We start from the raw sequence: 26,264 nt of genomic DNA, 5'->3' as shown, positions 1-26,264 counted from the left end.
CGGATGGGCCACGACCCGAAGACCTCGCTGCTGAACAAGTATAACCAGCTGCACGCCTGCAAGAACGTGTTCGTGACGGATGGCGCCTGCATGACTTCCACTTCCACCCAGAACCCCTCGCTCACCTACATGGCCCTGACGGCCCGCGCCGCCGACTATGCCGTGAGCGAGATGAAGAAGGGAAATCTGTAAAAATGAGCTAAAACAGGCTTCACAAAAGAATGCCGCCCGAAAGGTTAAGCAGGCATGACTGCCATCCAGGGAAGCCAAACGATACATATATGAAGCATATGTCTGAACTAACTGCGAACACCTCTTTTGAGCATGTAAGCTATCTATGGGATGAGGAAGCTGCGGCCCGCCTGGCCGGGGATGAGGTAGCTCTGCTGATCTACCGGTCCAACTTGCTGGGCGCAGACCTGCGGCTGACGAACTATGGTGGGGGGAATACCTCCTGCAAGGCCATGGCCCGGGACCCTTTAACAGGGGAGGAGTCGGAGGTGATGTGGGTAAAGGGCTCCGGCGGAGACCTGGGCACCCTGACGCGCAGCGGCCTGGCGGCACTGTACGTGGACCGGCTCAGAAGCCTGAGGAAGGTGTACCCTGGAAAGGCGCATGAAGACGAGATGGTAGCGCTCTTTAACCACTGCCTTTTCGATCTGGAGTCAAAGGCGCCCTCGATTGACACGCCTTTGCATGGGCTTCTTCCATTCAGGCATATCGACCACCTGCACCCTGATGCGGCTATTGCCATCGCGGCCTCCAGAGACGGTAAAACCATCACTGAGGAACTGTTTAGGGGAAGTATCGGATGGGTAGATTGGCAGCGACCGGGGTTTGACCTGGGGGTAAGGCTGCGCCAGTGCCTGGAGGAGAACCCGGGCATCAGGGGCATCATGCTGGGTTCGCATGGCCTGTTTACCTGGGGTGATACGGCCTATGAAAGTTATATCAACACGCTGGAGGTCGTTGAGCGCTGTGCCGCCTACCTGGAGCGGCACAGCGCTCAGGGAAAACCTGTTTTCGGGGGAGCCAGGATACAGAGCCTGGCGGAAGCAGACAGAAGAAAACAGGCGGCGGCGCTTGCCCCTGTGCTGCGCGGACTGTGCTCCAGTGAGCGTCACATGGTCGGCCATTTTACCGATGATCCCCGCGTGCTGGAATTCATTAATTCCAACGACCTGGAGAGGCTGGCCCCGATGGGTACCAGCTGCCCGGACCATTTCCTGCGCACCAAGATCAGTCCCCTGGTCCTGGACCTTAAGCCAGGTGAGGATTTGTCGGACTTCAGGGTGGTGCAAGAGAAGCTCAAGCCGGCCTTTGAGGGATACCGCCGGATGTACACCAACTATTATGAAAAGCACAGGCATCCGGACAGCCCGCCCATCCGTGACCGGAACCCGGTGATTATACTTTACCCGGGCGTGGGACTTTTTGCCTTTGCCAAAGACAAACAGACGGCTCGTGTCGCCTCTGAGTTTTACATCAATGCCATCAATGTCATGAGAGGGGCAGAGGCTATTTCAACATACACCTCGCTGCCGCGGCAGGAAGCTTTTGACATCGAATATTGGCTACTGGAGGAGGCCAAGCTGCAGCGCATGCCAAAGCCAAAGCCGCTCTCCGGAAAAATAGCCTTGGTAACAGGCAGTGCTGGTGGCATTGGGAAAGCTATTGCCAGGAAATTTGTGGAGGAGGGGGCCGTGGTCATCCTCAACGATATGAACGAGGCGCGCCTGCAAGGGGCAGGGGAGGAGTTCAGGTCAGCCTATGGCAAGGATGCCTATACTACGGTTGTGCTGGACGTAACCAGGCGGGAGCAAATACAGGAGACCTTCCAAACAGCTGCACTGGCGTTTGGAGGGGTCGATATCCTCGTGAACAACGCCGGCCTTTCCATATCGAAGCCTCTGGAAGATCACACCGAGAAAGATTGGGACCTGCTGTACGAAGTGCTGGTAAAGGGACAGTTCCTGGTAACGCAGGCCGCCGTGGACGTCATGCGCAGACAGGCAACCGGAGGCGATGTGCTCAACATTGTGAGTAAGAACGCGCTGGTGTCTGGTCCGAACAACACGGGCTATGGCTCTGCGAAGGCCGCACAGCTGCACCTGAGCAGACTGAATGCTGCTGAGTTGGGAGGCGATGGCATACGCGTAAACGTGGTGAACCCGGATGCGGTGATCAGCGAAAGTAACATCTGGGCTGGCGGCTGGGCCGAGGGCCGCGCCAAAGCCTATGGCATCACGGTAGAGGAACTGCCTGCTTTCTACGCCAAGCGCACCCTGCTCGGGCAGGTCATACTACCCGAGGACATTGCCAACGCCTGTTTTGCCTTTGTGGGCGGTTTGCTCAGCAAATCCACAGGCAATGTGCTTAATGTAGACGGCGGGGTGGCGATGGCTTTCGTGCGGTGAATTTTGCAGGCTGCATGCGGGGTCTGTACCTGAACGGCACAATGCCGGCTGCCTCACCTAATCCTGGCGGACCCACTGGAAATGCGATAGGGTGGCCATTGGGATTCACTCCTTTGATATGATGTTTTACCTAGCTTAACCGAATCAACCATGCAGATTGAAAAGTACCGGATAGAGGAGTTCAACCACCTCCACAGTGCAGCGCATGAGCGGAAGTTTGCCTTTGCCGCCTCCTCCGTAAAGGACCCGGAGAGTATTCTTCAGAAGCTGATAGACTTCCAGATTGCCATACCGAGCTGGGCCCTGGGTACGGGAGCTACGCGCTTCGGACGGTTTTCTGGAGGGGGCGAGCCGCGTAGTCTGGAGGAAAAGATTGAGGATATCGGCCTGCTGCATGCCCTGAACCGCTCCAGCGGCGCCATCTCCCTGCATATTCCCTGGGATATACCGCAGGATTACGCAGCTATCAAGGCCCTGGCGGCGCAACATGGGCTAAGGTTCGATGCCATGAACTCGAATACTTTCCAGGATCAGCCCGGCCAGGCAGGCAGTTACAAGTTTGGTTCCATGCAGCATGTGGACAAGTCGGTAAGGCGCCAGGCAGTGGAGCATAACATAGACGTGATCAAGCACGGCATGGCACTCGGCTCTAACTCCCTTACGGTGTGGCTGGCGGACGGCTCCTGCTTCCCGGGGCAACTGAACTTCCGGAAAGCCTTCAGGAACACCCTGGAGAGCCTGGAGGAAGTGTACGCGGCCTTACCCGAAAACTGGAAGATGTACGTGGAATATAAGGCTTTTGAGCCGAATTTCTACTCCACCACCATCGGCGACTGGGGCCAATCCTACCTGCTGGCCAGCAAACTGGGACCGAAGGCCTACACTCTGGTGGACCTGGGACATCATCTGCCCAATGCCAATATCGAACAGATAGTGGCGCTGCTGCTGATGGAGGGTAAGCTGGGCGGCTTTCACTTTAACGACTCCAAGTATGCCGATGATGACCTGACCACCGGCAGCATTAAGCCCTATCAGCTGTTCCTTATCTTTAATGAGCTGGTCGAGGGCATGGATGCCCGGGGCATGGAACATGCCACCAGCCTGGGCTGGATGATTGACGCAGCCCACAATGTGAAAGATCCTTTAGAAGACTTACTGCAGTCCGTGGAGGCTATTATGCTGGCCTATACGCAGGCCCTGCTCGTGAACCGGGAGGGCTTGGCGGAGGCGCAGCAGGAAAATGATGTGGTGCGCTGCCAGGAGATCCTGCAGGAGGCCTTCCGGACCGATGTGCGTCCGCTTGTGGCGGAGGCGCGCCTGCGCGCAGGAGGCGCCCTGGCTCCCTTGGGCTTTTACCGTAAATCAAGGGTCAGGGATCAGCTCGTGCAGGAACGGGGGCTTAAAACGGTAGCCTCTGGTTTATAGCGATGCAACAGACACCAGTAATTGCTGTTTTCGATGTAGGCAAAACCAACAAAAAACTGTTTCTCTTCAATGAGCACTACAAGATTGTGCACGAGAAATCGGCACGCTTTCTGGAGACAGTGGATGAGGACGGGGACGCCTGCGAGAACCTGGAAAGCCTGCGGTTAGGCATGTTCGATTCACTCAGGGAAGTTTTCAGCAGGCAGGAGTTCGCGGTAAAGGCCGTGAACTTTTCTACCTATGGGGCGAGCTTTGTGTATGTGGATGAGGATGGGGCACCGCTGTCCCCGTTGTATAATTACCTGAAACCTTATCCCGAGCAGCTCAAGAGGCAGTTCTATAACACTTATGGGGGAGATGAGCAGTTCTCCAGGCAGACAGCATCTCCTGTGCTGGGAAGCCTGAACTCGGGCATGCAGCTCTATCGCCTGAAATATGAGAAGCCGGAGCTTTTCCATAAGATAAAATACGCCCTGCACCTGCCGCAGTACCTGAGTTACCTTATTTCAGGGAGAGCCTTTTCGGAAATCACAAGTATTGGCTGCCACACTAACCTTTGGGACTTCACGAAGGGCGGCTACCACGAATGGGTGAGCAAGGAGGGTATCCTGGAAAAGCTGGCGCCCTTGGTTTCGCCAGACAGCGTGGTGCCAGTGGCTTTCCAGGGCCATAGCTACGCGGTAGGGGTTGGCCTGCACGACAGCTCAGCTGCCCTGATTCCATACCTGGTGAATTTTCAGGAGCCTTTTGTGCTCCTCTCTACCGGAACCTGGTGTATCAGTTTAAACCCTTTCAATACTACTCCCCTGACGGCAGAGGAGCTGCAAAACGACTGCCTCTGCTACCTGCAGTACAAAGGCAAGCCTGTGAAGGCATCCAGGTTCTTTGGGGGCTACGAGCACGAGCAGCAGGTAAAGCGCATCGCGGCGCATTTCAACCAGAATACCGCCCGCTACAAAGCGGTAGCCTTTGAACCGGAGATGATCAGTAAACTACAGCGGGAGGCATTCTCCGTCGCCAGGCGGGGTGAGCCTCAAGGACACGTGTCATTGTTTGGGCGGCGGGACCTGTCCTCATTCGCCTGCGATGTAGAGGCTTATCACCAGCTTATCCTTGACCTGGTGACGCAGCAGGTGGCCTCTACGCAACTGGTGCTGGAGGGGGCTGTCGTGAAGCGGGTTTTTGTGGACGGCGGGTTTAGCAAGAACCCCATTTACATGAACCTGCTGGCCTCCTTTTACCCTGAGAAAGAAGTGTTCGCTGCTTCCATGGCACAGGCAACGGCCATCGGCACGGCGCTGACCATTCACCGGCACTGGAACACAAAACAAATGCCCCGCGACATCATTGCACTAAAATACTATGCCGTAACGCATGACACCAGTATATGAAGATCGGCCTATTTATTCCCTGCTATTAGAACAATTGTACCCGAAGACAGCCATTGCTACCCTTCGTTTGTTTGAAAAGCTGGGCCGGAGGTGGTATAGTAGAAAGTCTACGGTGATGCTAGAGAAAGGGAGCGGCTCGTAAGTAGCCTTGGCGGTGGCCAGGGCAGCCATACGCTGCTTGGATATGACTTTCTTGTTGATATGGGGCGACGTAGGCAAATGTCCAGATAGAGTTCCGTGCCACCTCATACGTTGTGGCCGTGCTAAACCTGCCTTCCAGTTTAGGCATGGTAAGCATGGCAATAACACATTCTGGCTGTGGTAAGTACTGAATCTGTCCCATGGGCTAAGTGTTTATGCCTGTACGTATTTATACGTATCCTCTTATCTATACCTATCCCAAGCTGTATGCTTACAAGCCCTACTTCCAGAAAGCCTTCAAGGCAATGCATCCCCTTGCTTGAGGGCAGGCCTCTACAGGATACCTGTGTAAAAGGCCCGAAGAAACGCCCGGAAAGATTACCCTTATGATCAGCGTAGCTCCAGCACCTGAATGCTGGAGCTACGTTTCCTGAAGGCAGAACAGGGCCAGCAAGCCGCTGGTGACAGCGTATGGCTACACCGACATGCCCTTCCTGCGGGACTGCCGCTTGTCTGCCTCCTCCTTTAGCTTCTCAGCGGGCGCTTCTTCCCGCTGCTTTGTGTCCATTTGCTGCCGGGGTTCCTGGCGCTGGATAGTCTCCCGCATCACCTGGTGTCGCTGCTCGTTGTAGACGTTGATGGTTTTGAACTGGGGGCTGGCCTCGATGAAGCGTCTGACCTCATAGCCCTCCTCCAGCGCCGTCACAGGGTGCTGGTTGCCCTTGCGCAGGGAGTAGAGCAGCAGCTCCTTTTGCTGCGGGTCCTGCAGCTCCCTGATATGGAACCGCTGCAGGGTCTTCTCCAGGTCATAGCCGTAGTTGTCATGGTACTGCTTGACCTTGTAGTTGCCGGAGGGTTCCCGGTTCTTAAGGTCCAGCTGTACCCAGGCCTTGTAGGGCTGGTTCTCTGCGTTGAGCAGCTCTTTGTACACCGCTCGCCCCTGCAGCAGGTTATAAGCTTCCTTGGTGGTGATGCCGCCGTTCCGGTTGATGTAGAAGGTATGGCTCCTGTCCTGCTCCGGGTCAGGTGAGCGCAGGGTCGCCTCATACTTGTTAAAAAAGTATCTGTCTGTCTGGTCTGACCGGCGAAAGTGCAGGGTGTGGTCCACCGTGCCGTTGTGGTAGCTCAGCTGCAGCTGTAACTGAAACTGCGGGGCCTGCGCCCGGAGCTGCTGCTCCAAATCGCCGTAGAGCTGCTCCCCAAAGCCGGTGTACTTGAGTTCGTCTTTCAGGTAATCAAGGTTTTTCGTGTTCATGGGATAAGTTTTTAGGGGTTATAAACAGGTACTCAGGTTCAGGTATCAGTTGAAAACCAGGGGGCAGGCCCGCTGCAGGTGTCTGTCGCGCAGCCGGAGGGTCAGGTGCCGGGAGCCCTTGCCTTCGTAGAGTTCGATGACCTGTTCTTTCCCCGTACCGAGGGGAAACCGTTCCAGGGCAAACCACAGGATCCTGGAAGCCCCGGCTTCCACCACGGCATCCCGCATGCCCTTGTCGTAATAGGGCAGCAGCTCGACTTCCTGGGTGGCCGTGCGCCTGGCCTGCTGCCTGTCCCGGGTGGCAAAGCGCGCGGCCTCCAGCTCGTAAGGCAGGGCGGAGGTGTTGTGGAGCACCAGCCGGTAGATCAGGGTATTCCCTGTGGTATAGATTCCTTCCAGGGCGACGTGGATGCCGCCCGCCTTGTCCTTGATGCCGCGGTAAAGCCGGGTGTCGTCAGGCAGCTGGCGGAAGATACTTTCCAGCTGGGCTTCATTCAGCCTGCCGCCAGGCAGCAGCACAGTGGCCTGGGCTGCCTGCAGGAGGGGCAGGGGAACCAGGGTGGCAGGGGGAACAGCAGCGTAGCGCACGAGAAGACTATAAAGCTTGCCGTCTGCGGTGATGACCGTCAGGTTCGTGGCAGGGAAATTTTCCCGCGCGGCTTTGAGCTGGAGCACGTTGGTTGCCTGTTTGGGAACCTGCGCCAGGATATCGCCACTGCCCCGGTCCACGCTCAGAACAGGGTAGGGGAAGACCAGGCTGGTGGTCTGTCGGTCACTTAGCTCCAGCAGGGGCTGCACGCCCTGTTGGGCATAGGTATGCAAGTGCAGCAAGAGCAGGCACAGGAAGAAAAGCGGGCTTGTATTTTTCATGGTATGAGCTGGTTTTGATGGAAAAACGGAGGGGTGTTCATCGGTTTTGGAGGAGCAGGCGGTGGCCAGCCTTCAGCGTCACTTTCACCTGCCGGGTCTGGCGGCTGATCATGTCCCGGGCGGCGGCAATGCCGGCGCCTGTGGCCTGAGCCCCCAGGGATGGGGAAAGGGAGGGCAGCTGCAGGCTTTGCTGCAGGGCACGACCTGCACCCTGCCGGGCCGCTTCCCGGGCGTGAGCCCCCGGAATAAAGATGCCTTCCTGCCCGTCCAGATCATAGGCTGTCAAGGCAACGGTCAGCGTTGTCTTGTCAAATAGCACGGAGTTTATTTCGATGGTGAGCCGTTCCCCGCGGAGGCGGCAGGTGCCGTAGAGCAGGCTACCCCGGGGCACAAGGCGGCCCTCCAGCTGCAGGTCTTCCACCAGGCGCAGCCTGACCAGGGCGCCTGCGGTGAGGGTTTGGGTGGTGGGGATCACCGCCTCCACAGTATTAGCGCTTACCTGATGAAGTGGCGGTGAGGCCTGCATAGTGTGAAACCCGGCTGCCGGGGCCTCGGAAGCTCCCAGCAGCGTGATGGCTGCCTGCCGGGAGCCTGCCACTGCCAGGGCGGGCGGCGGTTCCTGTGGCGCTTGCTCCGCTGCCTGTCCCTTCAGGCGCTCGGGGTGCTGTATATCGAGGATGCGCTCTAGCAGGGCCTCCATTTGCTGCATTTCCGGGTTTGGGGCGCCGGGGCTGGCCATGCGCTGCATCATCGCCTCCAGCCTGTCGACGTCCTGGCTGAAGCGGGCGTTGGGTTGGATGGGCTGCATGACGGGCGGAATGGCTTTGGGGGCTGGTGCGGCGCCGGCTGCCAAAGCCGAGAGTTGGGCGAGGCGCTGGTCGATTGCTTCTTCCTTTGAAGCCGGGGAAAGATTGCCTGCGTCTTCTGCCGCGCCTTCAGGCGATGCAGCGGGGAGGGAAAGCAGGTCGGGTGCAGCCACGGCAACTGCCTCCGGGGGGACTATTCCTGGCTCTGGCATTACCTGTTCTTCGAGCGTAGTTACTTGTTTGGGGAGGCTGCGCCGGGCCTGCTCGTAGAGGCTGAGTTTGTCCTGTCCTTTCCCGTGCTTGAACTGCGGGTCCGGGAGCGACAGGCTGAGGCCGCCGATCCCGGTAGCGTCAGGAAGCCGAAAGGGGGTGCCCTGGCCGCCCCCGAGCGCCCAGAAGGCCATGGTCAGGAAAGGCAGCACGAGCAGGGGCAGGACAAGGAAGAATTTCCGTTGGCGAAGCTTGGCATCTGATGGTGAGTTCATGGGCTGTATGGTTTAAGATGGAAGATAAGTGTCGGAGATGATGGGCCGGCGCATGTCAGCGGGCCCTGGTATGCAGGTGTTTGTTCTCCAGGGTGGTCCAGCGTTCTATCAGGAAGCCGTGGGGGTTATTGTCTGAGCGGGACACCGGGCGCAGGAAGCCTTCCGTGATAAGGTTGCGCGTCATCACGGAGGTGGTGCGCACGAGCTTCTGGTGGGCGTAGCAGCGAAAGCGGAGGGGTGCCTGCCCCATGTCTACCTGCACGCTGTCAATCGTTATCTCCTGGCTGATATTGCCTGTGATCAGGTTGGAAAAGTAGCCGCTCTCCCGCAGGTTGTCATAGGCCTGTTTGGCCGAGTGGTCTGCCAGGTACAGGGCCCTGGCCATGGTTGCCTCTATGGCTTTGTCATCGGGGGAGAGCGTAAAAAAATACTGGTGGAAGGTGCGTACGTGCTCCCGGGCCTCCACCGGGAGGTTCTCCCGGCTTCCGGAGGCGAAAGCCTCGAGGGCTTTGCCCCCCGCCAGAATGTAGATGCGCTCCTGCGCGGCCCGTACCTGCCGGAAGCTGTAGTAAATGGCTATGCTGCTGACCGCGGCGCAGCTTAGCACCAGCGCCAGGCTGAAAGCGCGGATGTAGCGGAAGGCGGAATCGATGTGCTGAAATTTCCTGAACATGGTGAAAGGGATTAAGGGGTGGTTTTTCCGGAAAGACGCTCGTGCTGGTAGCTGCCGGGGCCGTCGCTGCCCGGCTGGCCGGTTTCTGTCTGGTGGGGGGCACTGCTGAAGCTGGCCATGCCGTGGACAAGCTGGCTTGCCCCGGCCCCGAGCGTGGTGGCCGCGTAGCTGGCCCCCATGCCACCGACGGAGACTGTCGTGTGGCTGGCGCTGCTAAGCAGGTTGGTGACCTTGTAGAGCAGGGCGTTGCCGCCGCCGGCATGGACGATGTAATTGGCCACGTTGGGTACGGTCAGATAGCCCACAATGCCGATGAGCAGGAAAATGAGGTAGGCCGTGTCGGTGGCGCTGAAGAAAGTGTCCCCGCTTGCCTCCACCTGGCTGATGTCGAGCAGCAGCATGTGCTCCTGTATCTTGCCGATGATGGCACCGAAGAGGTTGGCCACCGGGAGCCAGAGGAAGACATTGATGTAGCGGGCGATCCAGACGGTGAGGGTGTGGTGCAGCCCGTCAAACACGGAGAGGCCGAACACCAGGGGCCCGAGCACGGAGAGCACCACCAGGTAGAAGGTACGGATGGTGTTGATGCACAGGGCGGCTGCCTGGAAGAGCACCTCGAGTACCTCGGACATCCACTGCTTGATGGAGTGGCGGAAGCTAAACGATGCCCGGGCCATGGCAAATTTCATGTCGTTGCCGATGCTTTCCAGCAGGCCTTCCCCTTCCCCGAGCGGGTCCTCCGGGTGGGTATAGCGGTACCACTCGTCCCGGTCACCCGCACCGTCGAGCCCCACATACATGTGCCAGGCATCCGATTGCCGGATAGCGGCCTGCTTTTGCTCCAGGAGGCGGGCAATAGCCTTGTCGGAGTCTTCTACCATGGCGCCGGTGGCGGAGACGGTGGGCTGCAGCACCCCGTTGAGCAGGGCCAGCACGGCCGGGAAAAGCAGAATCGCCAGGCCCAGGGCAAAGGGGCGGAGCAGGGGGTAGAAATCCACCGCCTCGGCATCGGCCAGGTGGCGCCAGACGCGGGAGGCGATGTACCACAGGGCGGCGAAGCCGGCCAGGCCGCGCCCTACGCCGATGAGCTGCTCGCACAGGGGAAGCATCTGCTCGTGGAGTTGGGCCAGCACCTGGTGCAGGCCCTGCATCTGTCCGGCCAGGCCCTGCGCCCGGGCGGCCGCTGGCCAGAGGAGGCACAGTACCAGCAGAAAGGAAAGGGAGAGGTGTTTTTTCATGGACCTTGATGCGGGTTAGGGGTTTGAGGGAAAGAGCAGTCGTAAGGTCTGCAGGTCGTTTTGTTCCCTGGCCCGTAGGAGGGCTAGGCGGGTAGCCTGCTGGTTGAAGTGCCGCAGGAAACCAAGTTTATCGGCTGTGGCTTCATAAAGGCGGTCGATAGCCGCCAGCCGCTCAGCCTCGGCCATGCGCAGCTCCCCGGCCGTGAGCACGAGCGCCAGCTCCTCCAGGTGGCGGAGGCTCTCCTCCCCAAGCTGGTCGTAGACGGAGGCCAGGTAGGCCAATTCCCCGGGCGTGAACGTGCCGGCTTCCCGGAAGCGGCGGTGGGCGCTGCGGTACTCCTGCACCAGGCGTTGCTGCAGGGCAATAGTTTCTGCCACGCGCCGGTACTGGCGCACGGCCGGGCTTACCTCAAGCAGGCTTTCCAGAAAGGCGTGGTGCAGGCTGAAGCTTCCTTCCGAGATATCCCGGACGGTGCCGTAGCCCCGGTGGAGGATGTCGTAGCCCTGCTTCATGTCCGAGAGGATGCTCTTGAGCTGGCGGAGCTTTTCTGCGTTGAGCAGCAGCTGCTGTATCTCCTCTGCCTGGGCCAGCGACCGCTGTGGGGCGGCAAGGTTCAGGGAGAGGAGCAGCAGAATTAGGAGGGGAAATTGTCTCATCATCTTGTCAATTAATGTAAACCGTGGAGTTGGTGCAGGCGCACAGCCTCAGCTGACTGCTTCTCGCGCAGCCGGGAGAGTTGCTGCAGGTCGGACAGGAAGCCCAGGGCGAAGGTCACCGCTGCGCGCATGCTGGTTTGAATGCTTTGGAGCCTTTTCAGGCGGGCCGCATCGTTTAGTTCCTGCTCACCTGCCGTTATAGTGTTGCGGAGCGCCTCCCGATCCGAGCGTAGCTGAGTCAGCACGGCCAAGCGGACCGCTTCGAGGTGCGCCTGCTCAGTGTCATGTAACAGAGGCAGGGAACGTGCCCGGTTGAAGGCCTTTTCCAGTGTCACTTGCCAGGCTTCCATCTCCTGGATCTGCTCAAGCCGGGCAAGGGCGGGATTCACGGTGCTAGTGGAGGAAAAGAAGTCCTGGTGCAGGCCAAGGTCGCCCTGCTTGATCGTGTGCACGGCATGGAGTCCCTGCTGGACGAGGGCATAGCCCTGCCGCAGGGTGCCGGAGTAAGCCTGTAAGGCGGCGATCTGCTGCACCAGGTATTTCTTTTGTGTCTTTTTCTGGCGGAACCACTCGTCAAAGGTCTGCGCCTGGAGCGTGCCTCCTGCCAGCAGGAGCAGGGGAAGGAGAAGGAGCTGCCTCATGTCAGTAGCCTGTAGGAATGCCGTAGAGTCGTTGCATGGCCTCCAGGTCTCCCTGCTCCTGGGCGCGCTGCAGGCACAGCTGGAGCTGCCGGGCGTTGAAGCGCCGCAGGTCGCTGTAGTTTTGCCGGATGCCCGCTGCCGCCTCCTCCAGGCGTGCCAGGCGCTCCCCGTCGCTCATCCGGGTGGCAAAGGGGCTGGTCACCAGCAGGGCCTGGTCCAGGTGCTGGATGCTCTCAGAGAGGATGCCCGCGTAAACGCGGTAGAGGTAGTCCATTTCTGCCGGGGAGAGCTGGCCGTCCTGCCGGAACAGGCCGTAGGCCCGCCTGTACTCGGAGACCAGGGCTCCCTGCAGGGCAATGATCTCCCGGACCTGGTGGTAGGTGGCGATGGCTGCCTTTACCTTCCAGAGCTCCTCGTAGTAGTCGGCGTACAGCTGCCGCTGCCGCTCGGTCCACTCCGAGATTTCGGTGAGCCGGAGCTCAGAGAGCTTGTTCTCGAGAACCTTCTGGGCGTTCTGCAGCCAGATCGTCTCATTCTGAATGCGCTGCACCTGCAGGTCCACGGCTACAATGACCTTTTTAACACCGGCCTTGATGGCCTCGGTGACAGGATCCTGGGCATAGGCCGGGGGCAGTGCGACGGCGGTGCTGAGCAGCAGGGTTAGTAAGAGAGCGTGATAGGTTGCTTTCATGGTTGGGGTGGGTTAATGTTTCTGAAGGCGTCTCTCTTCGGCCAGGGCAGCGATGCCGCTGGCGATATCGCCGCCATACCTGGCGGCGTAGGCACGTACCTGCAGCTTCTCCGATGCCTCGGTGGTGTAGGCCAGGTACTCTTCCGTGGACACCTCGGTGCGGTAGACCTTGGAGTGGCTTCCGCCGAGGCTGATGAAGACTTCTTTATAGAGCCGGTTCGGGTCGTTATTCCGGTTGACGGAGAGCACCAGCGCCTTGTCCTTCTCGTTCAGGCCCAGCAGTTGTTGAATCTTGTCAAAATGGTGCAGGTACTTGCGCTGATCTAAAAGGATCTTACAGTCGGAGTTGTTGATGATGGCCTCTTTCACCACCGGGGAGGAGATGATGTCCTCCACCTCCTGGGTGACGACGATGGCCTCCCCGTAGAACTTGCGCACGGTCTTGAACAGGTACTTGATGTACTCGGCCATGTCTTCGCGGGCAATGGCCTTCCAGGCCTCTTCAATGAGGATGACCTTCCGGACGTTCTCGAGCTGGCGCATCTTGGACAGGAATACTTCCATGATGATGATGATCACTACCGGGAGGAGAATAGGGTGGTCCTTGATGTTGTCGAGCTCAAAGACGATGAAGCGCTGGGAGAGCAGGTCCAGGTTTTCCCGGGCGTTGAGCAGGTAATCGTACTGGCCTCCCTGGTAGAAGGGGCGCAGCACGTAGAGGAAGTTGCCCAGGTCAAAGTCCTTCTCCTTTACGCCGTCTTCCTGGAGCTGCTCCCGGAAGGTGTCGCGCACGAACTCATAGAAGGTGTCAAAGCAGGGGAACAGGGAAGGGTGCGCCGCCAGGTGCAGGTAATACTGATCTAGCGCGTTGGAGATTGCCACGTACTCGGCACGCGTGGTGGTCTCGTTGTCCTTTTTCCAGAGCGCCTTGAGCAGCGTCTTGATGCTTTCGCCCTTCTCCGTGTCCGGTTTGGCCGCCTCCCCCAGGTAAAAGGGGTTGAAGCGGAGGGGGGTACGGGCATCATAGGTAAAATAATAGCCATCGACCAGCTCGCAGAGACCCTTGTAGGAGTGGCCCACATCCACCAGCACAATGTGTGCCTCCTGTTCATAGTAAGAGCGCACCAGGTGGTTGGTGAAGAAGGATTTCCCGCTGCCCGAAGGACCCAGGATAAACTTGTTGCGGTTGGAGCAGATGCCCCGCTTCATGGGTTCATCCGAAATGTCCACATGCACGGGCTTACCTGAAAGCCGGTCCCCCAAGCGCAGGCCTACCTTGCTGTCGGAGGAGCGGTAATCGGTTTCCAGGTTAAGAAAGCAGCAGGCCTGCTCGGCAAAGGTGTCAAAGGTCTCGTTCATGGGGAAGTCCCCGGCATTACCGGGCAGGCCTGCCCAGAAGAGCTGCGGGGCCCCGTCCGTCTCCAGCTTGGGGGTGGCGTCAAGCTGGGTGATCGCGGAGGATACCTTGTTTCGCAGCTCCGCATGCCCGGCCGGCTCGTCCGTCCAGGCAAGCACGTTGATGTGGGCCTTCACCGGCAGGCGCTGCTGGCCCACGGCTTCCTGGAGAAAAGCCTGGGTGGCCTCACAGGCCTGGGCGTTGCGGCGCGAGTAGGAGGCCAGGGACTGCAGCCGCAGACGCTTGCTTTCCAGGTGCTCGAGGGCTTTTGGGGCATCACCGACAAAAATATACTGGTTGAGCAGGTGGTTACAGGCCAGGAGCTGTCCCAGCGGGGTGGCAAAACCGGTGCTGCAGGTGGACTTGTCCGTGGAGTAGCTGTCGTACCTGACCCGGGAGCCGCACAGGGGCGGCAGGTCAGCCGCATCGGCCAGGGTGAAGAGCTGGCAGTGCTTGTTCCCGATGCGGATGCCGTCCCGCAGGTGGATGTCCTGCAGCAGGGGGGCGCTGTCTGCCGGTAGCAGGCCGCAATACCGCTCCAGCAGGCCCGCCTTTTCCGGGGTGCCGGTAAGCTCGGCATCTGACAGGCGGCGGAGGGAGACAAGGCCGCTGTCCTCCAGCACGCGCACCAGCTGCCCGGCCTTGTCCAGGAAGTCCTGGTAGAGCTGGGGGCGAAGGGTTTGCTGCGGGGCCAGGGAGTGGCGGAGCAGGCCCGAGAGCAGGGAGCTGGACGGCTTCACATCCTCGGGAAGCTTGGTGAGCAGCACGTAGCAGTGGTGCTCGAGGAAAGTCCGCCCCTGAAAGAAGCGCTCGCTGGCCTGTGACAGGAAGCTCTGCTTCGGATTGGAAAAGTCGGCCTGGTAGGCGCGCTCCACAAACCAGTCCTGCTTGTGGAACACGCTGTGGCGGGGCAGGAGGCGAATCGCTTTGACCAGGGTTTGGTGCAGGGCCTCGTAGTCCTGGTTGGACAGGGTAAAGATCTCCGGCAGGGTCAGCTCGAAGGCCAGCGTGATGTCGCCCCGGCGGGAGAGGATGCAGCCCTGTTCTATTCCATAGACCGGCAGCAGGCGCTCCAGATCAACGGCTGTGGCCATGGCGGGTCTCCTTTCTGTGCAGGTGGAGGAAGAGGTTGCGAGACCGGAGGCGCAGCGCGGCAGGAATGCGCCGGCGGGCCAGGCGCTTGCTCAGCCCGTACTCCCCATAGGTCTTGTCCAGGTGGTACACGCCGGCGATAAGGCCGCTGCCCAGGAGCAGGACCACCACCAGGCAGGCGAAGAGGGATGTTCCCGCCAGGTAAAGCAGGGTAAAGAGCAGGAGCAGGGCCACCAGCCCCACGGCCAGGTAGGTGATGTATTGGCCGCGCAGCCCCTTGAACTCAATGGGGCGGTTGATGCCTTTGTTGATGCGGTAGACACTCGTCGCCATCGTCCTGCCCTTAAACGCCAAAGAATGACTTGAGCACGGTGGCCACGATTACCAGGAAGATGCAGCTGCCGAACCAGGCGGCCGCAACCTTGCCCGTGTCAGGCTCGCCGGCATTCCACTTCTGGTAGACTTTCACGGCGCCCACCAGGCCCACGATGGCCCCGATAGCGTACATGAGGCTGGTGCCGGTGTCGAAATAGCCGCTGATCATGTCGGTGGCCTGCTGGATGCCGGCCTGTCCGTCGCCTGTCTGGGCATGTGCCGCCAGCGCGGAAAGCAGGAGCAGTGCGAGGGCCAGCAGGCCACCAGAGGTGCCCTTGGAAGGGCGGGGGCAGAGGGATAGGATGGTTTTCATAAGTTGAATAGATATGTTAAATATGATACATGTTCCGGTAAGTAAGGGCGGCTAGCCCCGTTCGGTCAGATCGGCAGCCGTGAGGGGGAAGGAGAGCTTGCCGGCCCCCTGCTCCAGCAGGAAGCGCTGCACGGCCTGGCTTCCGGCCTCCGTGGGCATGTGGCGCTCGTCGAGCAGGCGCAGGAGTGAGAGGAACTCCGCTTTGTCCATGCGCTCCTCGGCGGCACTCTCCAGAAGGGAAGCCACCTCCTCCAGGATGGCTGCGGCTTCCGGAGGGTAGTCCTGCTGCCCGGCACCAGCGGCCGGCGCAACCTGCAGGTCGCCCGCCGTGAAGAGGGGAGGGACCGCTTCAGCGGAAGCGGCCCCCATCATGGACGCCTGCGGAGGAGATTGCCGTGGGGCTGGCAGGCCTGTCCGAAGATAGGTGCGGGTAAGCAGTCGCTTGATATTTTGTCTGTAGAAGAGCAGCGCGATGGCCAGGTAGTAGAGCAGGAGTGCCGCGGCGGCAACAAGGAAAAACTGGGACCAGGGGATGTCTGAAAGCATGGCTGTTGCATTTATGCCCGGCGCCCCGTGCGGCGGGCTTGGTACGGCTAAATTGGGGAGTCTCCCAGCCCCTTCTTCACAAGGCCTCCCTTACTTGGGATATATTTTTAGAAAATATTTTTGCTCCCCCTACTACAAACTACTACCACCGGTGTGTGCATGTGGGAAAGTCCGCAGGGCCTTTTCCATATGTGCACGCCCTTAGCATCGGTCTGGGGATCAGGCTTCGTCCAGGGCGTCCATGCGGTGGAGGAGGCGTTCGCGCATGAGGTCCAGGAACTTGGTGCGGCTGTCTTTCTTGCGCTGGCGCACTTCCTGGAAGGTGCGGTAGACGTTTCCCAGTTTCACCCCGAAGAAGGTTTCCAGCTGCTGGGTGATCTCGCTCAAATCCACTGTGCCATTGTTGATCTGTCCCGACTCATACAGGCCGTAGGCTAGCTCGATGAGAAAGACTTTGGAGCCTGTCCAGGTCATGGGCTGCGAAGTATGCCAGGGACTGGGCTCGAGCTGCCCCTGCTCCAGTCGCTGAATGGCCTGAATCAGGTATTCGCCCAGCCGGCGGTTAGCCTCCAGGCGCGCCACAATGTAATCGTAGTGGGTGCTGAAGCGGGTGTCCGTGTCCACGGACGATGTGCTGTCATGGTAGGGCGGGTCCGCTTTCCCCCGCACAAAGAGGCGGCTGTCCAGGTAGGTGGCCCCGGAGAGCAGGTACTGGTAAAGTTGCACGTGGTGGTCGTAGAAGATGCGGATGAGCAGCAGCTCGTTCTCGTAGTGGCGTCGCAGGTCCTGCAGGCTGCCCAGCGGTCTCTTGAGTTCGATTAAGCCTACGCGGGCATGGTAGATGAGCAGGCTGGTAAACCGGGGCTTGACCTGCTTGAAGAACTGGATCTCCTCCTGCTCGTCAGGAAAGTCATGGTGGATGATCTGCTGCTTGAGGGTGGCGATGGCCTCCCGGATGAGTTGCAGGAGCTTTTCCTGGCGCTGTGCCGGGGAGGGGAAGGGCTGCGCCTCAGCTTCGCGGAGCTGTTGGGTCAGCTCCTCGTAGAGTTGGTTGGCTTGCTGTATCATATAGTTTGGCTGTTTAGGTTTCCCGGGAGCAGGCACCGGGAGGCGGCGGAACGCGGAGCCACCCGGCTTGAGGAGGAGGCCGGAGCACCTGCAGGCGGGCTCGGTTAGCCTCCAGGGTAGGGGTATGGAATCCCCGCCAGGAGGTTGCCAGACTTTGATGAATAAGCACAATAAGCGCTGTGGTAAATGTATAAGTGGCTGATAGGCAGTGTTTTATTGTGCGAACATATGTTAAGGATGTGATGAACCTTTGGTAAGGATAGAGGCGATCATGTTCTGTACCTCCTCTTTTATCTGCCGGTATTGCCACTGCACGGCGTCCGGGGTCACCTGCCGGATCTCAGGGATCGGGCGGTAGAGCTTTTCCTCCCGGGCGATGGCCTGGTGATCATTTTCGATGAAGCCATGGAAGGCCTTGAGTGTAATGGGGCAGGCCGGTTCATCGGCCACCGTGCCCACAAACTCCCCGGAGGAGAGGGAAGCAATGGTGGCGGGCGGCACGGCGGCATCGAGCTGTGTGGAGCGGCTCAGGGAGGTGTCACTGCTGTTGACCGAGAGGCTTTGCCGCTGCTGCACAATCTTCCCGAAGCGCTCGGACAACTGGCGGGCGGTCTCCCCGGAGACCTGCCCGCTGATGATGTTGCCGACGATGTTCATCACCACCTCGGCCTGCTCGCGGCCATAGTCCTTCTTGAGCTGGCTGTAATCCTGCACGGCCAGGGTGGTGGCGACCCTGTTGGAGCGGGCCGTGGCGATCAGGCTGTCAATGCCGTTGAAGTAAATGGTGGGGAACTCGTCAAACACCAGGCTGCTGGGAAGGCGTCCCTTCTGGTTGACCAGCTTGATGGCCCGCGACACATACAGGGAAAGCACCGCGCCGTAGACCTGCTGCTTTTGTGGGTTGCCGGCCAGGCAGATGATTTTCGGGGCCTGGGTGTTGTTCAAATCCAGCGTGAAATCGTTGCCCGAGAGCACGTAGTAAAGCTGGGGGGAGACCAGGCGCGCCATGCTTATCTTGGCGCTGGCCACCTGTCCCTCGAGCTGTTCCATGGCCTCATGCTCAAAGGCCGAGATGAAGGGGTTGATGAGCACCTCTATCTCAGGCTCGGTGCGCAGCACGGCAAAGAGCTCGGCATAGTCGGCCTGCATGAGCTCAATCACATGGGGCAGGGTGCAATAGCGCCCCTGCTGGTAGCGCCGCAGAAACCAGATGATGGCTGTGACGAAGTTGATGGGTGATTCCACGAAGAAGTCCCCCTGCTTTTTTATCCATTCCCGGTTAAGCCCCAGCATGATGGTGCGGGAGGCTTCGGTGGCGTCGGTGATATCGGTCATGGCGGCAGGGTCCAGGGGGTTGCAGCGGTGGGTGCGGGTCAGGTCGTCGAAGTTGATGAGGTAGAACTTTCGCTTGTCGTCCTTCTGGCGGAGCAGGGCGTTGTAAGCGATGCGGGTCAGGTCGTCGTACTTGAAGTCGTAAAGGAAGAGGGCAAAGCCTTTGGCGATGTGCTGCGTGATCACGTGGCGTATGACAAAGTAAGACTTGCCCGCCCCGGGGGTGCCGATCACGAGCAGGGCCCGGAAAGGGTTGACGATGTTGATCCAGCTGCGGCGGCTCTTGCCCCGGAGGGTGTAGCGGGCCGGCAGGTTCACCGAGTAGGCGTTCTCCAGGAGGCGCTCCTCCTGCGGGAAAGACTGGTTGTCGCGGTTGAAGATGTCAGGTGACAGGCGCTGCCGCAGCAGGCGTGTCAGGCGCGTGCCTCCCGCCAGCAGGAGCAGGTAGCCCAGCAGGGTCGTGCTCAGATAGGCGGCAGCCAGAAAAGAGGCGCTGCCCAGCAGCAGGTGGCTTGAGCCATAAAGCAGCAGACCGGGCAGGAGCAGCGCCAGGGTATGGCGGAGCTTGAGGCGTTCGTCCTTTCTGCCCCTGGCACCTAACAGGGAGACTAGCAGCAGGAGCCCTGCGGCGGCCTTGGCGCGCCAGGGCTCCTGGAAGAGGGCCAGCTGGGCAAAATTCCAGGCCACCCGGTCCGCGAGGGGGACAGTCAGCCCCCAGTCTTGGAAGGCGGCATGGCAGGCGATGTAGGCGTGCAGGAGCAGCACTGCCAGGCTCAGCAGCCGCGTAAAGTCAAGGACCTGGCGCAGGCCCTGTATGTTTTCGCCGGTGTTCATGGGATTGATTTACAGTCCAGGTCTTCGTCGCTTTCTTCTTTTCCTTCTCTTGCTTAGCTCATAGGGCAGGTAGGCTGGCTCGGGGCTGGCCTGAAGCAGCTCCTGCAGCAGGGAAGGGGCCGAAAGCCCCTGGCCCGGCGGGGACTCCTGGCTCGCGGTTGATACCGGGCCGGGAGCCGGGGAAGGTCGCGCCTCCTGCCTGGGGGCGGGTATGGGAGGGGTGGTTGCCTTTAGCCGGTCCAGGAGTGCCTGGGCACTGTAGGCCTTGCCCAGCTCGCTGCCGTTGAACACTGCCCGTTGCCCGTGGTCCAGGAAGGTCACGCCATACACCCGGCCGCCGGCTCCCTCCCGGAAGAGCACCTGTATCTGTGCCCGCTCCAGGCAGGCCGCAAGCGAGGTCCTGTCGTGCGGGCGGTAAGCTTGCAGGGCTTCCGCCACCCGTTGCCGGAGTTTGTTGCGCAGGGGTTTGCGCAGTTGCTTGTGCTGGGCGAAGCGTCTTTCCAGGGTCGCCAACGTAGGTTTGCCGGGCAGGCTGCTGGCTTTCAGCGGCACGCCCACCGGCTGTCCGCTATCGTCCAGGAGGCGGTAGTGCAGGCCCCCGCGCCGGTGCATTTGCGTCTGCTCCCCACCCCGGTCTGCCCGCACCCGGAAGCTACCCAGCACAGCGTTCAGCTCCGCCAGACTGGTGTAACTGTAGGTGCGGGTCACCACGCTGACGATATGGGCGATGCTGCGCCTTGTCTCAGACTTACCGTAACGGGCCCGCGAGAGCGGCAGCCGCAGGAGGGCCTCAAGGGGAGTTTCCTGCTGTCCCTCTGCCTGCGTCAGGCCATAGCGAAGCTCCAGCGCTTTGCGGGCCGGTTCCGAGCGGTACCTGCCCAGGTTGTGCAGGGGGATCCTGCTGCCGTCCGGCTGCAGGTTGGTCGTGACGATGTGCAGGTGGGGGTGGGCTGCATCCGTGTGCCGGTAGACCAGGTAAGGCTGGCCCCCGAAGTCCAGGCGGGCCATGTACTCGGTCGCAATGGCCTGCAGGGTCTGGCCGGGCAGGTTTTCCCCCATGGCAAAGTTGAGGGAGATGTGTACGCAGTTGGTGCGCACCCGTGGGTTTTTCTCTGTCAGGCGCGCGAAGCGCTGCAGCTTGTCCTCCCACCTTAGCGTCTCTGGCTCCTGCAGGAAACGGTGGGCGAGCAGGAGCTCGGCTTTTCCCTCCAGCACCTTTTGCTCGTTGTAGCGCAGGGCGCCGCGGATGCTTTTGCCTGTGATAATGCGCGCTACCATCGCCGGGCCAGCTGGGAGATGAGCGCGAGCAGCGTGTTGACCTTTTTCCCTACCTGCCGGTACTGCTCCAGGGCCTGGTGGGCCAGGAACACCCGCTTGTGGGCCTGCGTGGAGGCATTGAAGTGGCGCGTGATCTGGTTGATGTTCACCCCGATGGCCCGCAGTTCCTCCCGCACGCCGGCCAGCTCCTCAACCACCCCGTCCAGGGAGCTGTCCTTGTGGAAAAGGACAATCCGTTTGCCCTCCAGGATGCGTCGGAGCACCTCTCCGACGGAGCGGCAGTCGCTCTGCTGTGCCAATTGCTCCAGTTCTTCGTACTTCCGCTGCCGTACCCGGAAAAGGATGGGATGGGAGAGTAGCTCCGCAGCGTCTGCTTTTTTCTTTCTGCCCATGGTTTATGCTGTTTGAAGGAAAGAAAGACCCCGAGTTCCGAGGGGTTGAAAACGCTTTTGGTATACAAAAGTACATCTGGCTCGCTGCACCAGACCGCAGCGCTTTCTCCTTGCCGCAGGGGCAATAAAACCTTTCAGGCATCGGAGTGAATGGCGGGTTTCAGGAGGATGGGGGAAAGGAAGGAAGGTGATCATGGCTGCTGTTTTTTTGAGCTAAGATGACCTGTCAGAGGACGGGGAGTTCACAAGCCCGGCCGGAGGGGGGACAGATAATACACCAGAAATATATCCCCCCTTGGGTGCTGCTTGTGAACAGGGGTGCGGCGGATGGCGCACCTTCGGGACCTAACCAAAAGCACACTGTTATGTCCGTAGAACTTATCACCAAGGAAGACCTGCAGCAGTTTCGCAGGCAGTTGCTCGAAGACCTGCAACATATGCTGGGCAAGCCGCAGCGCCAGGCGCTCCTGCCTGTGCTCAAATCCGCCGAGGTGCGACGGATGCTGCAGATCTCCCCATCCACCCTGCAGAAGCTGCGGGTGGATGGTACTCTGGCTTCGGTCAAGGTAGGCGGCACGCTGTATTACCGCACCGAGGATATTAACCGGCTCTTGCAGGGAAAGGAGGGCCGGTCATGAACTACATTCTGCACCTGAATGGCTTTTTTGGGAGAGTTTCCGGCGACTACCGTCTCAACCCCACGCACATCAGCCTGTACATGGCCCTCTTCCAGCAGTGGAACGTGCACCGTTTCCGTAACCCTATTTCCATTGCCCGGGAGGAGGTGATGGCCACCTCACATATCCATTCGCGCGTCACCTACCACAAGTGCCTGCGGGAGCTGCATGCCTGGGGATACCTGCAGTATGTGCCCTCCTTCAACCACTACCGCGGCAGCCTGGTCTATATGCTCAGCCTGGCTGTGGAGGAGCAAGTCCAGAAGAAGCCTGCTTTTATTTGTACCGGAGGTGAACAGGAGCTGGACGCGGACTGTCGTGGAGCTGGACGGGACCTGGAACCTTCCTTAAACAGTGGAAACTCTTTAAACAGCCTAAACAGCTTAAACGGGGGAGAAACCGCCCGCGCGCATGAAGGCGGTTCAAACGGGGAGGCGGCGGCAGGCAGCGAAAGAAAAGAAAAAGGTTGCGCCGAAAAAGAAAAGAAAGCCGCGTCAGCCATCACGCCCCCAACGCTGGAGGAGGTGCGGCACTTTTTCAGGGTATGCGGCTACCCGGATCTGGAGAGCCAGCGCTTCTTCCACCACTACCGCGCCAACGGGTGGATGGTGGGCCGCCAGCCGATGCAGGACTGGCAGGCGGCAGCCCACAAGTGGGCCTGCAACATGTACAGTCAGCAGGAGGCGCATGTCCCGGAGTTAAAAGGGGAGAGGAACTATGCAGAGCCGCTCTGAGCCGGATGCCGGCACGTTTGAGAAGTGGATGGCCCTGGTGCTCCCCTGGCTGGAGAGACAGGGCAAGCGGCTGTACGGGGCACATTTCCGGCTCTATGAGGAGGACCATTTGCTCTTGGGGCGGCTGCTGGCCTATGCCAGCGGGAACCGGGAGGCAGCCAGCGCCAAGGGTCTGAGCCTGCGCAAAGGTGTGCTGCTCACCGGTCCGGTGGGCTGCGGCAAGACCAGCCTGATGACCCTGCTGCGGCTGCTACTGCCGGCCGAGGATCGCTACAGGGTGCTTTCGTGCCGGCAGGTAAGCTTTGCCTTTCAGCAGGTGGGGTATGGGGTGATCGGGCGGTATAGCACGGGCCCTGGCAATAAACCGGCTGTCTACTGCTTTGATGACCTGGGCACCGAGCCGGTGCAGCGGCACTATGGGAGCAGCTGCCAGGTCATGGGAGAAGTGCTGCTGAGCCGCTATGACCTGTTTGTCTCCAGCGGGCTCAAAACCCATCTGACCACCAACCTGACCAGCGCGGAGATAGAGCAGGCCTATGGGCTCAGGGTCCGATCCAGGATGCGGGAAATGTTTAACCTGGTAAGCTTTCCGGGCAGCGCGGAAGACAAGCGGCGGTAGGACCCACAGGTACCTTTTTGGCTGGCCGAAGCCGAACAGGAAATTTCTCAGCTGGAGAAGGCTGCTGATGCATAAATAAACCTTTATAACAGTCAATCACAGGGTTTTGCTTTATTCGCTACATAAAAGCAGTGCTGGTGGAGTTGATATGCAGGCGAATCTTGAGTTTTAAGGATCTCAGACGGAGTGAAACGAGTACGGGTTGTATGATCTGATAACTAATTGCTTGTATAGAAGAGAGATAGTTCAGGCAAAATTCAGCAAGTTTCGGATTTTATCATAGCAATACAGTTTTGACATTTGCTATATAAAATTCAGTAGCAATGAACGAACAGCAGCAACTCAATTACGATCGCATTGCCGAAGCAATAGCGTATATTAAGGGGAACTTTAAAGAACAACCACACCTTGACGAGGTCGCCTCGAAAGTGCATCTGAGCCCGTTTCATTTTCAACGCCTTTTCAGCGAGTGGGCGGGCACAACACCAAAAAAGTTTTTGCAGTACATCAGCATTGAACACGCTAAGAAGTTACTGCAGGACCAGCAAGCCACACTTTTTGACGTCGCTTTTGAAACAGGGCTCTCTAGCACTGGGCGACTACACGACCTTTTCATCAACGTAGAGGGCATGACACCCGCCGAATACAAAAACGGCGGTAAAAAACTTATGATCAATTATAGTTTTGCCGAAAGCCCTTTCGGAGACTTGCTCGTGGCTTCCACACCAAAAGGCGTTTGCTACATGGCTTTTGACGATAATGCACCCAGTGCACTAAACAATTTAAGGCAGAAATTTCCAAACGCGGCTTTTCATCAGAAATTAGACATGCTGCAGCAAAACGCCCTCTCCATTTTTCAACATGACTGGAGCAATCTGCCCGAAATCAAATTGCATTTAAAAGGAACAGAGTTTCAACTGAAAGTATGGGAAACCCTTCTGAAAATCCCCATGGGCCAGCTCTCTACTTACAGCCATATTGCGAAGAAGATAGGAAGTCCTAATGCCTCAAGAGCAGTTGGAACGGCAATTGGCAGCAATCCTGTGGCTTTTCTGATTCCCTGCCACCGGGTCATTCAAAACTCGGGTAACATTGGTGGCTATATGTGGGGGAACATAAGGAAAACTGCCATCATAGGCTGGGAAAGTTCGAGGACTAAGGTTTTAGAAACATAGCAAGTTTCGGGTGTCCTGCCGCAGCAAGCTTCCCCATCTTTGACACCTAACTTAATTATGAAGTATGAAGACATTTGTTTTAGTGCATGGTTCATGGCACGGTTCATGGAACTGGCACAAAGTAGTTCCCATCTTGGAAAGCAAGGGGCATAAAGCACTTGCGATCAACCTCCCAGGTATGGGAAAGGACAAAACCCCAATTGAAAGCGTGAGAATGTCCACTACAGTGGAAAGTGTTTGCAGCTTACTGGATACAATGGATGAAAAAGTAATACTGGTGGGGCATTCCAAAAACGGGATTATGATTTCACAGATAGCAGAATACAGGCCGGCTAAAATTGAAAAACTCATTTACTTAGCTGCTTATCTGGTTCCTGATGGTAAAACACAAAGAGAGTATTCTGTTCAGGATACACAGTGCTGCCTTAAACCCTATATTGATTTTGACCCGACCCTTAACGCCACCACATTAAGACCTGAAATTTACAGAGAAGGCCTGTATCATGATTGTGAGGACTACATCATAGACCTGGCAAAGCATTTACTGAGTCATGAGCCCTTTGAGTCAGCAACTGTTCCACTCAAGCTTACAGATGAAAAGTTTGGCAGTGTTCCGAGGTTCTACATTGAGTGTACAGAAGATAGGGCAGTCACCCCCTTTATTCAGCAAATGATGTATCAGGAAACCCCGTGCCAAAAAGTGTATCAAATGAATACGAGTCACTCCCCATTTTTTAGCAGGCCGGACGCTCTTTGTGATATATTTTTGGAAATCAGCTTGCTATAAGATGAGAAACATTGGTTTGATAGACTGGGATTTCGCTACAAGGCAAATGCACAACAAAGGATTTGTCATTATTCCAGGTTTTTTAGAGAGTAGTGAATGTGAGAATTTAAAATCAAACTATGATAGTCCTGATGCCTACAGGAAAAAGGTTGTGATGGCACGCCACCGTTTTGGATTGGGTGAGTACAAGTATTTTGACTACCCGTTACCCAGCCTCCTACAGCATATACGAACAGGCCTTTACCCGTACCTTGCACCAATTGCAAATGCCTGGTTCAGTGCATTGAGAATTGACAGGCAGTTCCCTGCCACACACAAGGAACTGTTGCAGCAATGCCGGGCCTATCATCAGGAAAAGGCAACCGTTCTAATACTAAAATACAGTGAAGGCGGCTACAATACGCTGCATCAGGACTTGTACGGCGATGTTTATTTTCCCATACAGACAGTTTTATTCTTGAACGAACCTGAAGAAGATTTCACGGGCGGAGAATTTGTGCTGACCCAGCAGATTCCGAGGGCTCAGTCCAAAGCCATTGTCTTAAAACCCAGAAAAGGGGATATGCTCATTTTTACTACCAACTTTAAGCCGGAAAGAGGAACCAAAGGCTACTATCGGGTAAATATGAAACATGGTGTAAGTGAGATTCACAGTGGAGAGCGGTACACCTTAGGCATTATTTTTCACGATGCTTTGAGCTAGGATATGATTCGACACACCAACCTATTCAATGGGGAACTGAGAAGCAGTATCAGGCAGGCAAGGATCCAGTTTGGCGGTAACCGTAAACTGAAGATTTATGGAAAGTTGACCTGTAGCTTGGGCAAAAAAATGAGAAAAGAGAACAGGGTTTTCTTTCTAACAGAAAACGACGCTGTTGAGAACGGTTATCGCCCTTGCGGACATTGCATGAGAGCGGCATACAAAAAGTGGAAGGATGAGCTTGTTTAAGGAC

Annotated in this window: 27 protein-coding genes; 11 read left to right on the top strand and 16 right to left on the bottom strand. The window is 58.2% G+C overall.

Features of this window, described 5'->3' with window-relative positions:
• From C8N40_RS17530 to C8N40_RS17515, 4 genes are all read left to right on the top strand, one after another.
• The coding region (locus tag C8N40_RS17530) for a GMC oxidoreductase (protein ID WP_146173591.1) at positions 1-192 on the top strand (192 nt) is incomplete at its 5' end.
• Positions 193-290: 98 nt separating this feature from the next.
• The gene (locus C8N40_RS17525) at positions 291-2,417 is read left to right on the top strand and encodes a bifunctional aldolase/short-chain dehydrogenase (RefSeq protein ID WP_108213116.1); all 2,127 of its coding nucleotides are present in this window, start codon (positions 291-293) and stop codon (positions 2,415-2,417) included.
• Positions 2,418-2,567: 150 nt separating this feature from the next.
• A complete protein-coding gene (locus tag C8N40_RS17520; protein ID WP_108213105.1) occupies positions 2,568-3,842 on the top strand; it encodes a sugar isomerase in 1,275 nt (424 codons plus the stop codon).
• Positions 3,843-3,844: 2 nt separating this feature from the next.
• Complete coding sequence (locus tag C8N40_RS17515) at positions 3,845-5,233, top strand: FGGY-family carbohydrate kinase (protein ID WP_108213104.1); 1,389 nt, start codon at positions 3,845-3,847, stop codon at positions 5,231-5,233.
• A 616-nt stretch (positions 5,234-5,849) separates the two neighbouring features.
• Here the strand turns inward: C8N40_RS17515 and C8N40_RS17505 are convergent.
• The 16 genes from C8N40_RS17505 to C8N40_RS17430 form a co-directional block, all read right to left on the bottom strand.
• Complete coding sequence (locus C8N40_RS17505) at positions 5,850-6,629, bottom strand: hypothetical protein (protein ID WP_108213102.1); 780 nt, start codon at positions 6,627-6,629, stop codon at positions 5,850-5,852.
• 45 nt (positions 6,630-6,674) lie between these two features.
• A complete protein-coding gene (traN, locus tag C8N40_RS17500; protein WP_108213101.1) occupies positions 6,675-7,499 on the bottom strand; it encodes a conjugative transposon protein TraN in 825 nt (274 codons plus the stop codon).
• Between the two features lie 37 nt (positions 7,500-7,536).
• Positions 7,537-8,790: a conjugative transposon protein TraM gene (traM, locus tag C8N40_RS17495; protein WP_108213100.1), complete on the bottom strand. Its 1,254-nt coding sequence runs from the start codon at positions 8,788-8,790 to the stop codon at positions 7,537-7,539.
• A gap of 55 nt (positions 8,791-8,845) precedes the next feature.
• The gene (traK, locus tag C8N40_RS17490) at positions 8,846-9,463 is read right to left on the bottom strand and encodes a conjugative transposon protein TraK (RefSeq protein WP_108213099.1); all 618 of its coding nucleotides are present in this window, start codon (positions 9,461-9,463) and stop codon (positions 8,846-8,848) included.
• A gap of 11 nt (positions 9,464-9,474) precedes the next feature.
• Positions 9,475-10,701 (bottom strand): conjugative transposon protein TraJ, encoded by a 1,227-nt coding sequence (gene traJ / locus C8N40_RS17485; RefSeq protein ID WP_108213098.1) that lies wholly within the window; start codon positions 10,699-10,701, stop codon positions 9,475-9,477.
• Positions 10,702-10,716: 15 nt separating this feature from the next.
• Positions 10,717-11,361 carry a TerB family tellurite resistance protein gene (locus C8N40_RS17480; protein WP_211318135.1) on the bottom strand — a complete coding sequence of 215 codons (645 nt, stop codon included), beginning with the start codon at positions 11,359-11,361 and terminating at the stop codon, positions 10,717-10,719.
• An 8-nt stretch (positions 11,362-11,369) separates the two neighbouring features.
• Positions 11,370-11,999: a hypothetical protein gene (locus C8N40_RS17475; RefSeq protein WP_108213097.1), complete on the bottom strand. Its 630-nt coding sequence runs from the start codon at positions 11,997-11,999 to the stop codon at positions 11,370-11,372.
• A 1-nt stretch (position 12,000) separates the two neighbouring features.
• Positions 12,001-12,690, bottom strand: a complete 690-nt coding sequence (locus C8N40_RS17470) for a conjugal transfer protein TraI (protein ID WP_108213096.1) — start codon at positions 12,688-12,690, stop codon at positions 12,001-12,003.
• Between the two features lie 12 nt (positions 12,691-12,702).
• Positions 12,703-15,180: a TraG family conjugative transposon ATPase gene (locus C8N40_RS17465; RefSeq protein ID WP_108213095.1), complete on the bottom strand. Its 2,478-nt coding sequence runs from the start codon at positions 15,178-15,180 to the stop codon at positions 12,703-12,705.
• Positions 15,164-15,511, bottom strand: coding sequence for a DUF4133 domain-containing protein (locus C8N40_RS17460; protein ID WP_108213094.1), 348 nt, complete (start codon positions 15,509-15,511; stop codon positions 15,164-15,166). The genes C8N40_RS17465 and C8N40_RS17460 overlap by 17 nt, the downstream gene beginning before the upstream one ends.
• 10 nt (positions 15,512-15,521) lie before the next feature.
• Positions 15,522-15,866 carry a DUF4134 domain-containing protein gene (locus tag C8N40_RS17455; protein WP_108213093.1) on the bottom strand — a complete coding sequence of 115 codons (345 nt, stop codon included), beginning with the start codon at positions 15,864-15,866 and terminating at the stop codon, positions 15,522-15,524.
• Positions 15,867-15,917: 51 nt separating this feature from the next.
• Positions 15,918-16,412, bottom strand: a complete 495-nt coding sequence (locus tag C8N40_RS17450; RefSeq protein WP_108213092.1) for a hypothetical protein — start codon at positions 16,410-16,412, stop codon at positions 15,918-15,920.
• A 219-nt stretch (positions 16,413-16,631) separates the two neighbouring features.
• A complete protein-coding gene (locus C8N40_RS17445) occupies positions 16,632-17,480 on the bottom strand; it encodes an RteC domain-containing protein (RefSeq protein ID WP_108213091.1) in 849 nt (282 codons plus the stop codon).
• A 231-nt stretch (positions 17,481-17,711) separates the two neighbouring features.
• Positions 17,712-19,646 (bottom strand): conjugal transfer protein MobC, encoded by a 1,935-nt coding sequence (gene mobC / locus C8N40_RS17440; protein ID WP_108213090.1) that lies wholly within the window; start codon positions 19,644-19,646, stop codon positions 17,712-17,714.
• A gap of 9 nt (positions 19,647-19,655) precedes the next feature.
• The gene (locus C8N40_RS17435) at positions 19,656-20,924 is read right to left on the bottom strand and encodes a relaxase/mobilization nuclease domain-containing protein (RefSeq protein ID WP_108213089.1); all 1,269 of its coding nucleotides are present in this window, start codon (positions 20,922-20,924) and stop codon (positions 19,656-19,658) included.
• Positions 20,918-21,316, bottom strand: a complete 399-nt coding sequence (locus C8N40_RS17430) for a plasmid mobilization protein (RefSeq protein WP_108213088.1) — start codon at positions 21,314-21,316, stop codon at positions 20,918-20,920. The genes C8N40_RS17435 and C8N40_RS17430 overlap by 7 nt, the downstream gene beginning before the upstream one ends.
• A 365-nt stretch (positions 21,317-21,681) precedes the next feature.
• Here C8N40_RS17430 and C8N40_RS17425 point away from each other — a divergent pair, with 365 nt between their 5' ends.
• The 7 genes from C8N40_RS17425 (at position 21,682) to C8N40_RS23340 (ending at position 26,260) form a co-directional block, all read left to right on the top strand.
• Positions 21,682-21,954: a helix-turn-helix domain-containing protein gene (locus tag C8N40_RS17425; RefSeq protein WP_108213087.1), complete on the top strand. Its 273-nt coding sequence runs from the start codon at positions 21,682-21,684 to the stop codon at positions 21,952-21,954.
• Positions 21,951-22,727 carry a transcriptional regulator gene (locus tag C8N40_RS17420; RefSeq protein WP_108213086.1) on the top strand — a complete coding sequence of 259 codons (777 nt, stop codon included), beginning with the start codon at positions 21,951-21,953 and terminating at the stop codon, positions 22,725-22,727. Before C8N40_RS17425 ends, C8N40_RS17420 begins: the two co-directional genes overlap by 4 nt.
• Positions 22,711-23,346, top strand: a complete 636-nt coding sequence (locus C8N40_RS17415) for a P-loop NTPase family protein (protein WP_108213085.1) — start codon at positions 22,711-22,713, stop codon at positions 23,344-23,346. The genes C8N40_RS17420 and C8N40_RS17415 overlap by 17 nt, the downstream gene beginning before the upstream one ends.
• 323 nt (positions 23,347-23,669) lie before the next feature.
• The gene (locus C8N40_RS17410; protein ID WP_108213084.1) at positions 23,670-24,521 is read left to right on the top strand and encodes a methylated-DNA--[protein]-cysteine S-methyltransferase; all 852 of its coding nucleotides are present in this window, start codon (positions 23,670-23,672) and stop codon (positions 24,519-24,521) included.
• A gap of 64 nt (positions 24,522-24,585) precedes the next feature.
• Positions 24,586-25,308, top strand: coding sequence for an alpha/beta fold hydrolase (locus tag C8N40_RS17405; RefSeq protein WP_108213083.1), 723 nt, complete (start codon positions 24,586-24,588; stop codon positions 25,306-25,308).
• Position 25,309: 1 nt separating this feature from the next.
• Entirely contained in the window at positions 25,310-26,011 is a 702-nt protein-coding gene (locus C8N40_RS17400) for a 2OG-Fe(II) oxygenase (RefSeq protein ID WP_108213082.1), read from the top strand.
• A gap of 3 nt (positions 26,012-26,014) precedes the next feature.
• Positions 26,015-26,260 (top strand): Ada metal-binding domain-containing protein, encoded by a 246-nt coding sequence (locus tag C8N40_RS23340; RefSeq protein WP_108213081.1) that lies wholly within the window; start codon positions 26,015-26,017, stop codon positions 26,258-26,260.
• The last annotated feature ends 4 nt before the right edge of the window (positions 26,261-26,264 follow it).

Origin of the sequence: Pontibacter mucosus (assembly GCF_003054055.1) — a bacterium.
In the GTDB taxonomy this organism is placed as follows: Bacteria; Bacteroidota; Bacteroidia; order Cytophagales; family Hymenobacteraceae; genus Pontibacter; species Pontibacter mucosus.
Note: the sequence above shows the minus strand (reverse complement) of the source record. Positions and strands in the feature narration are given on the sequence as shown.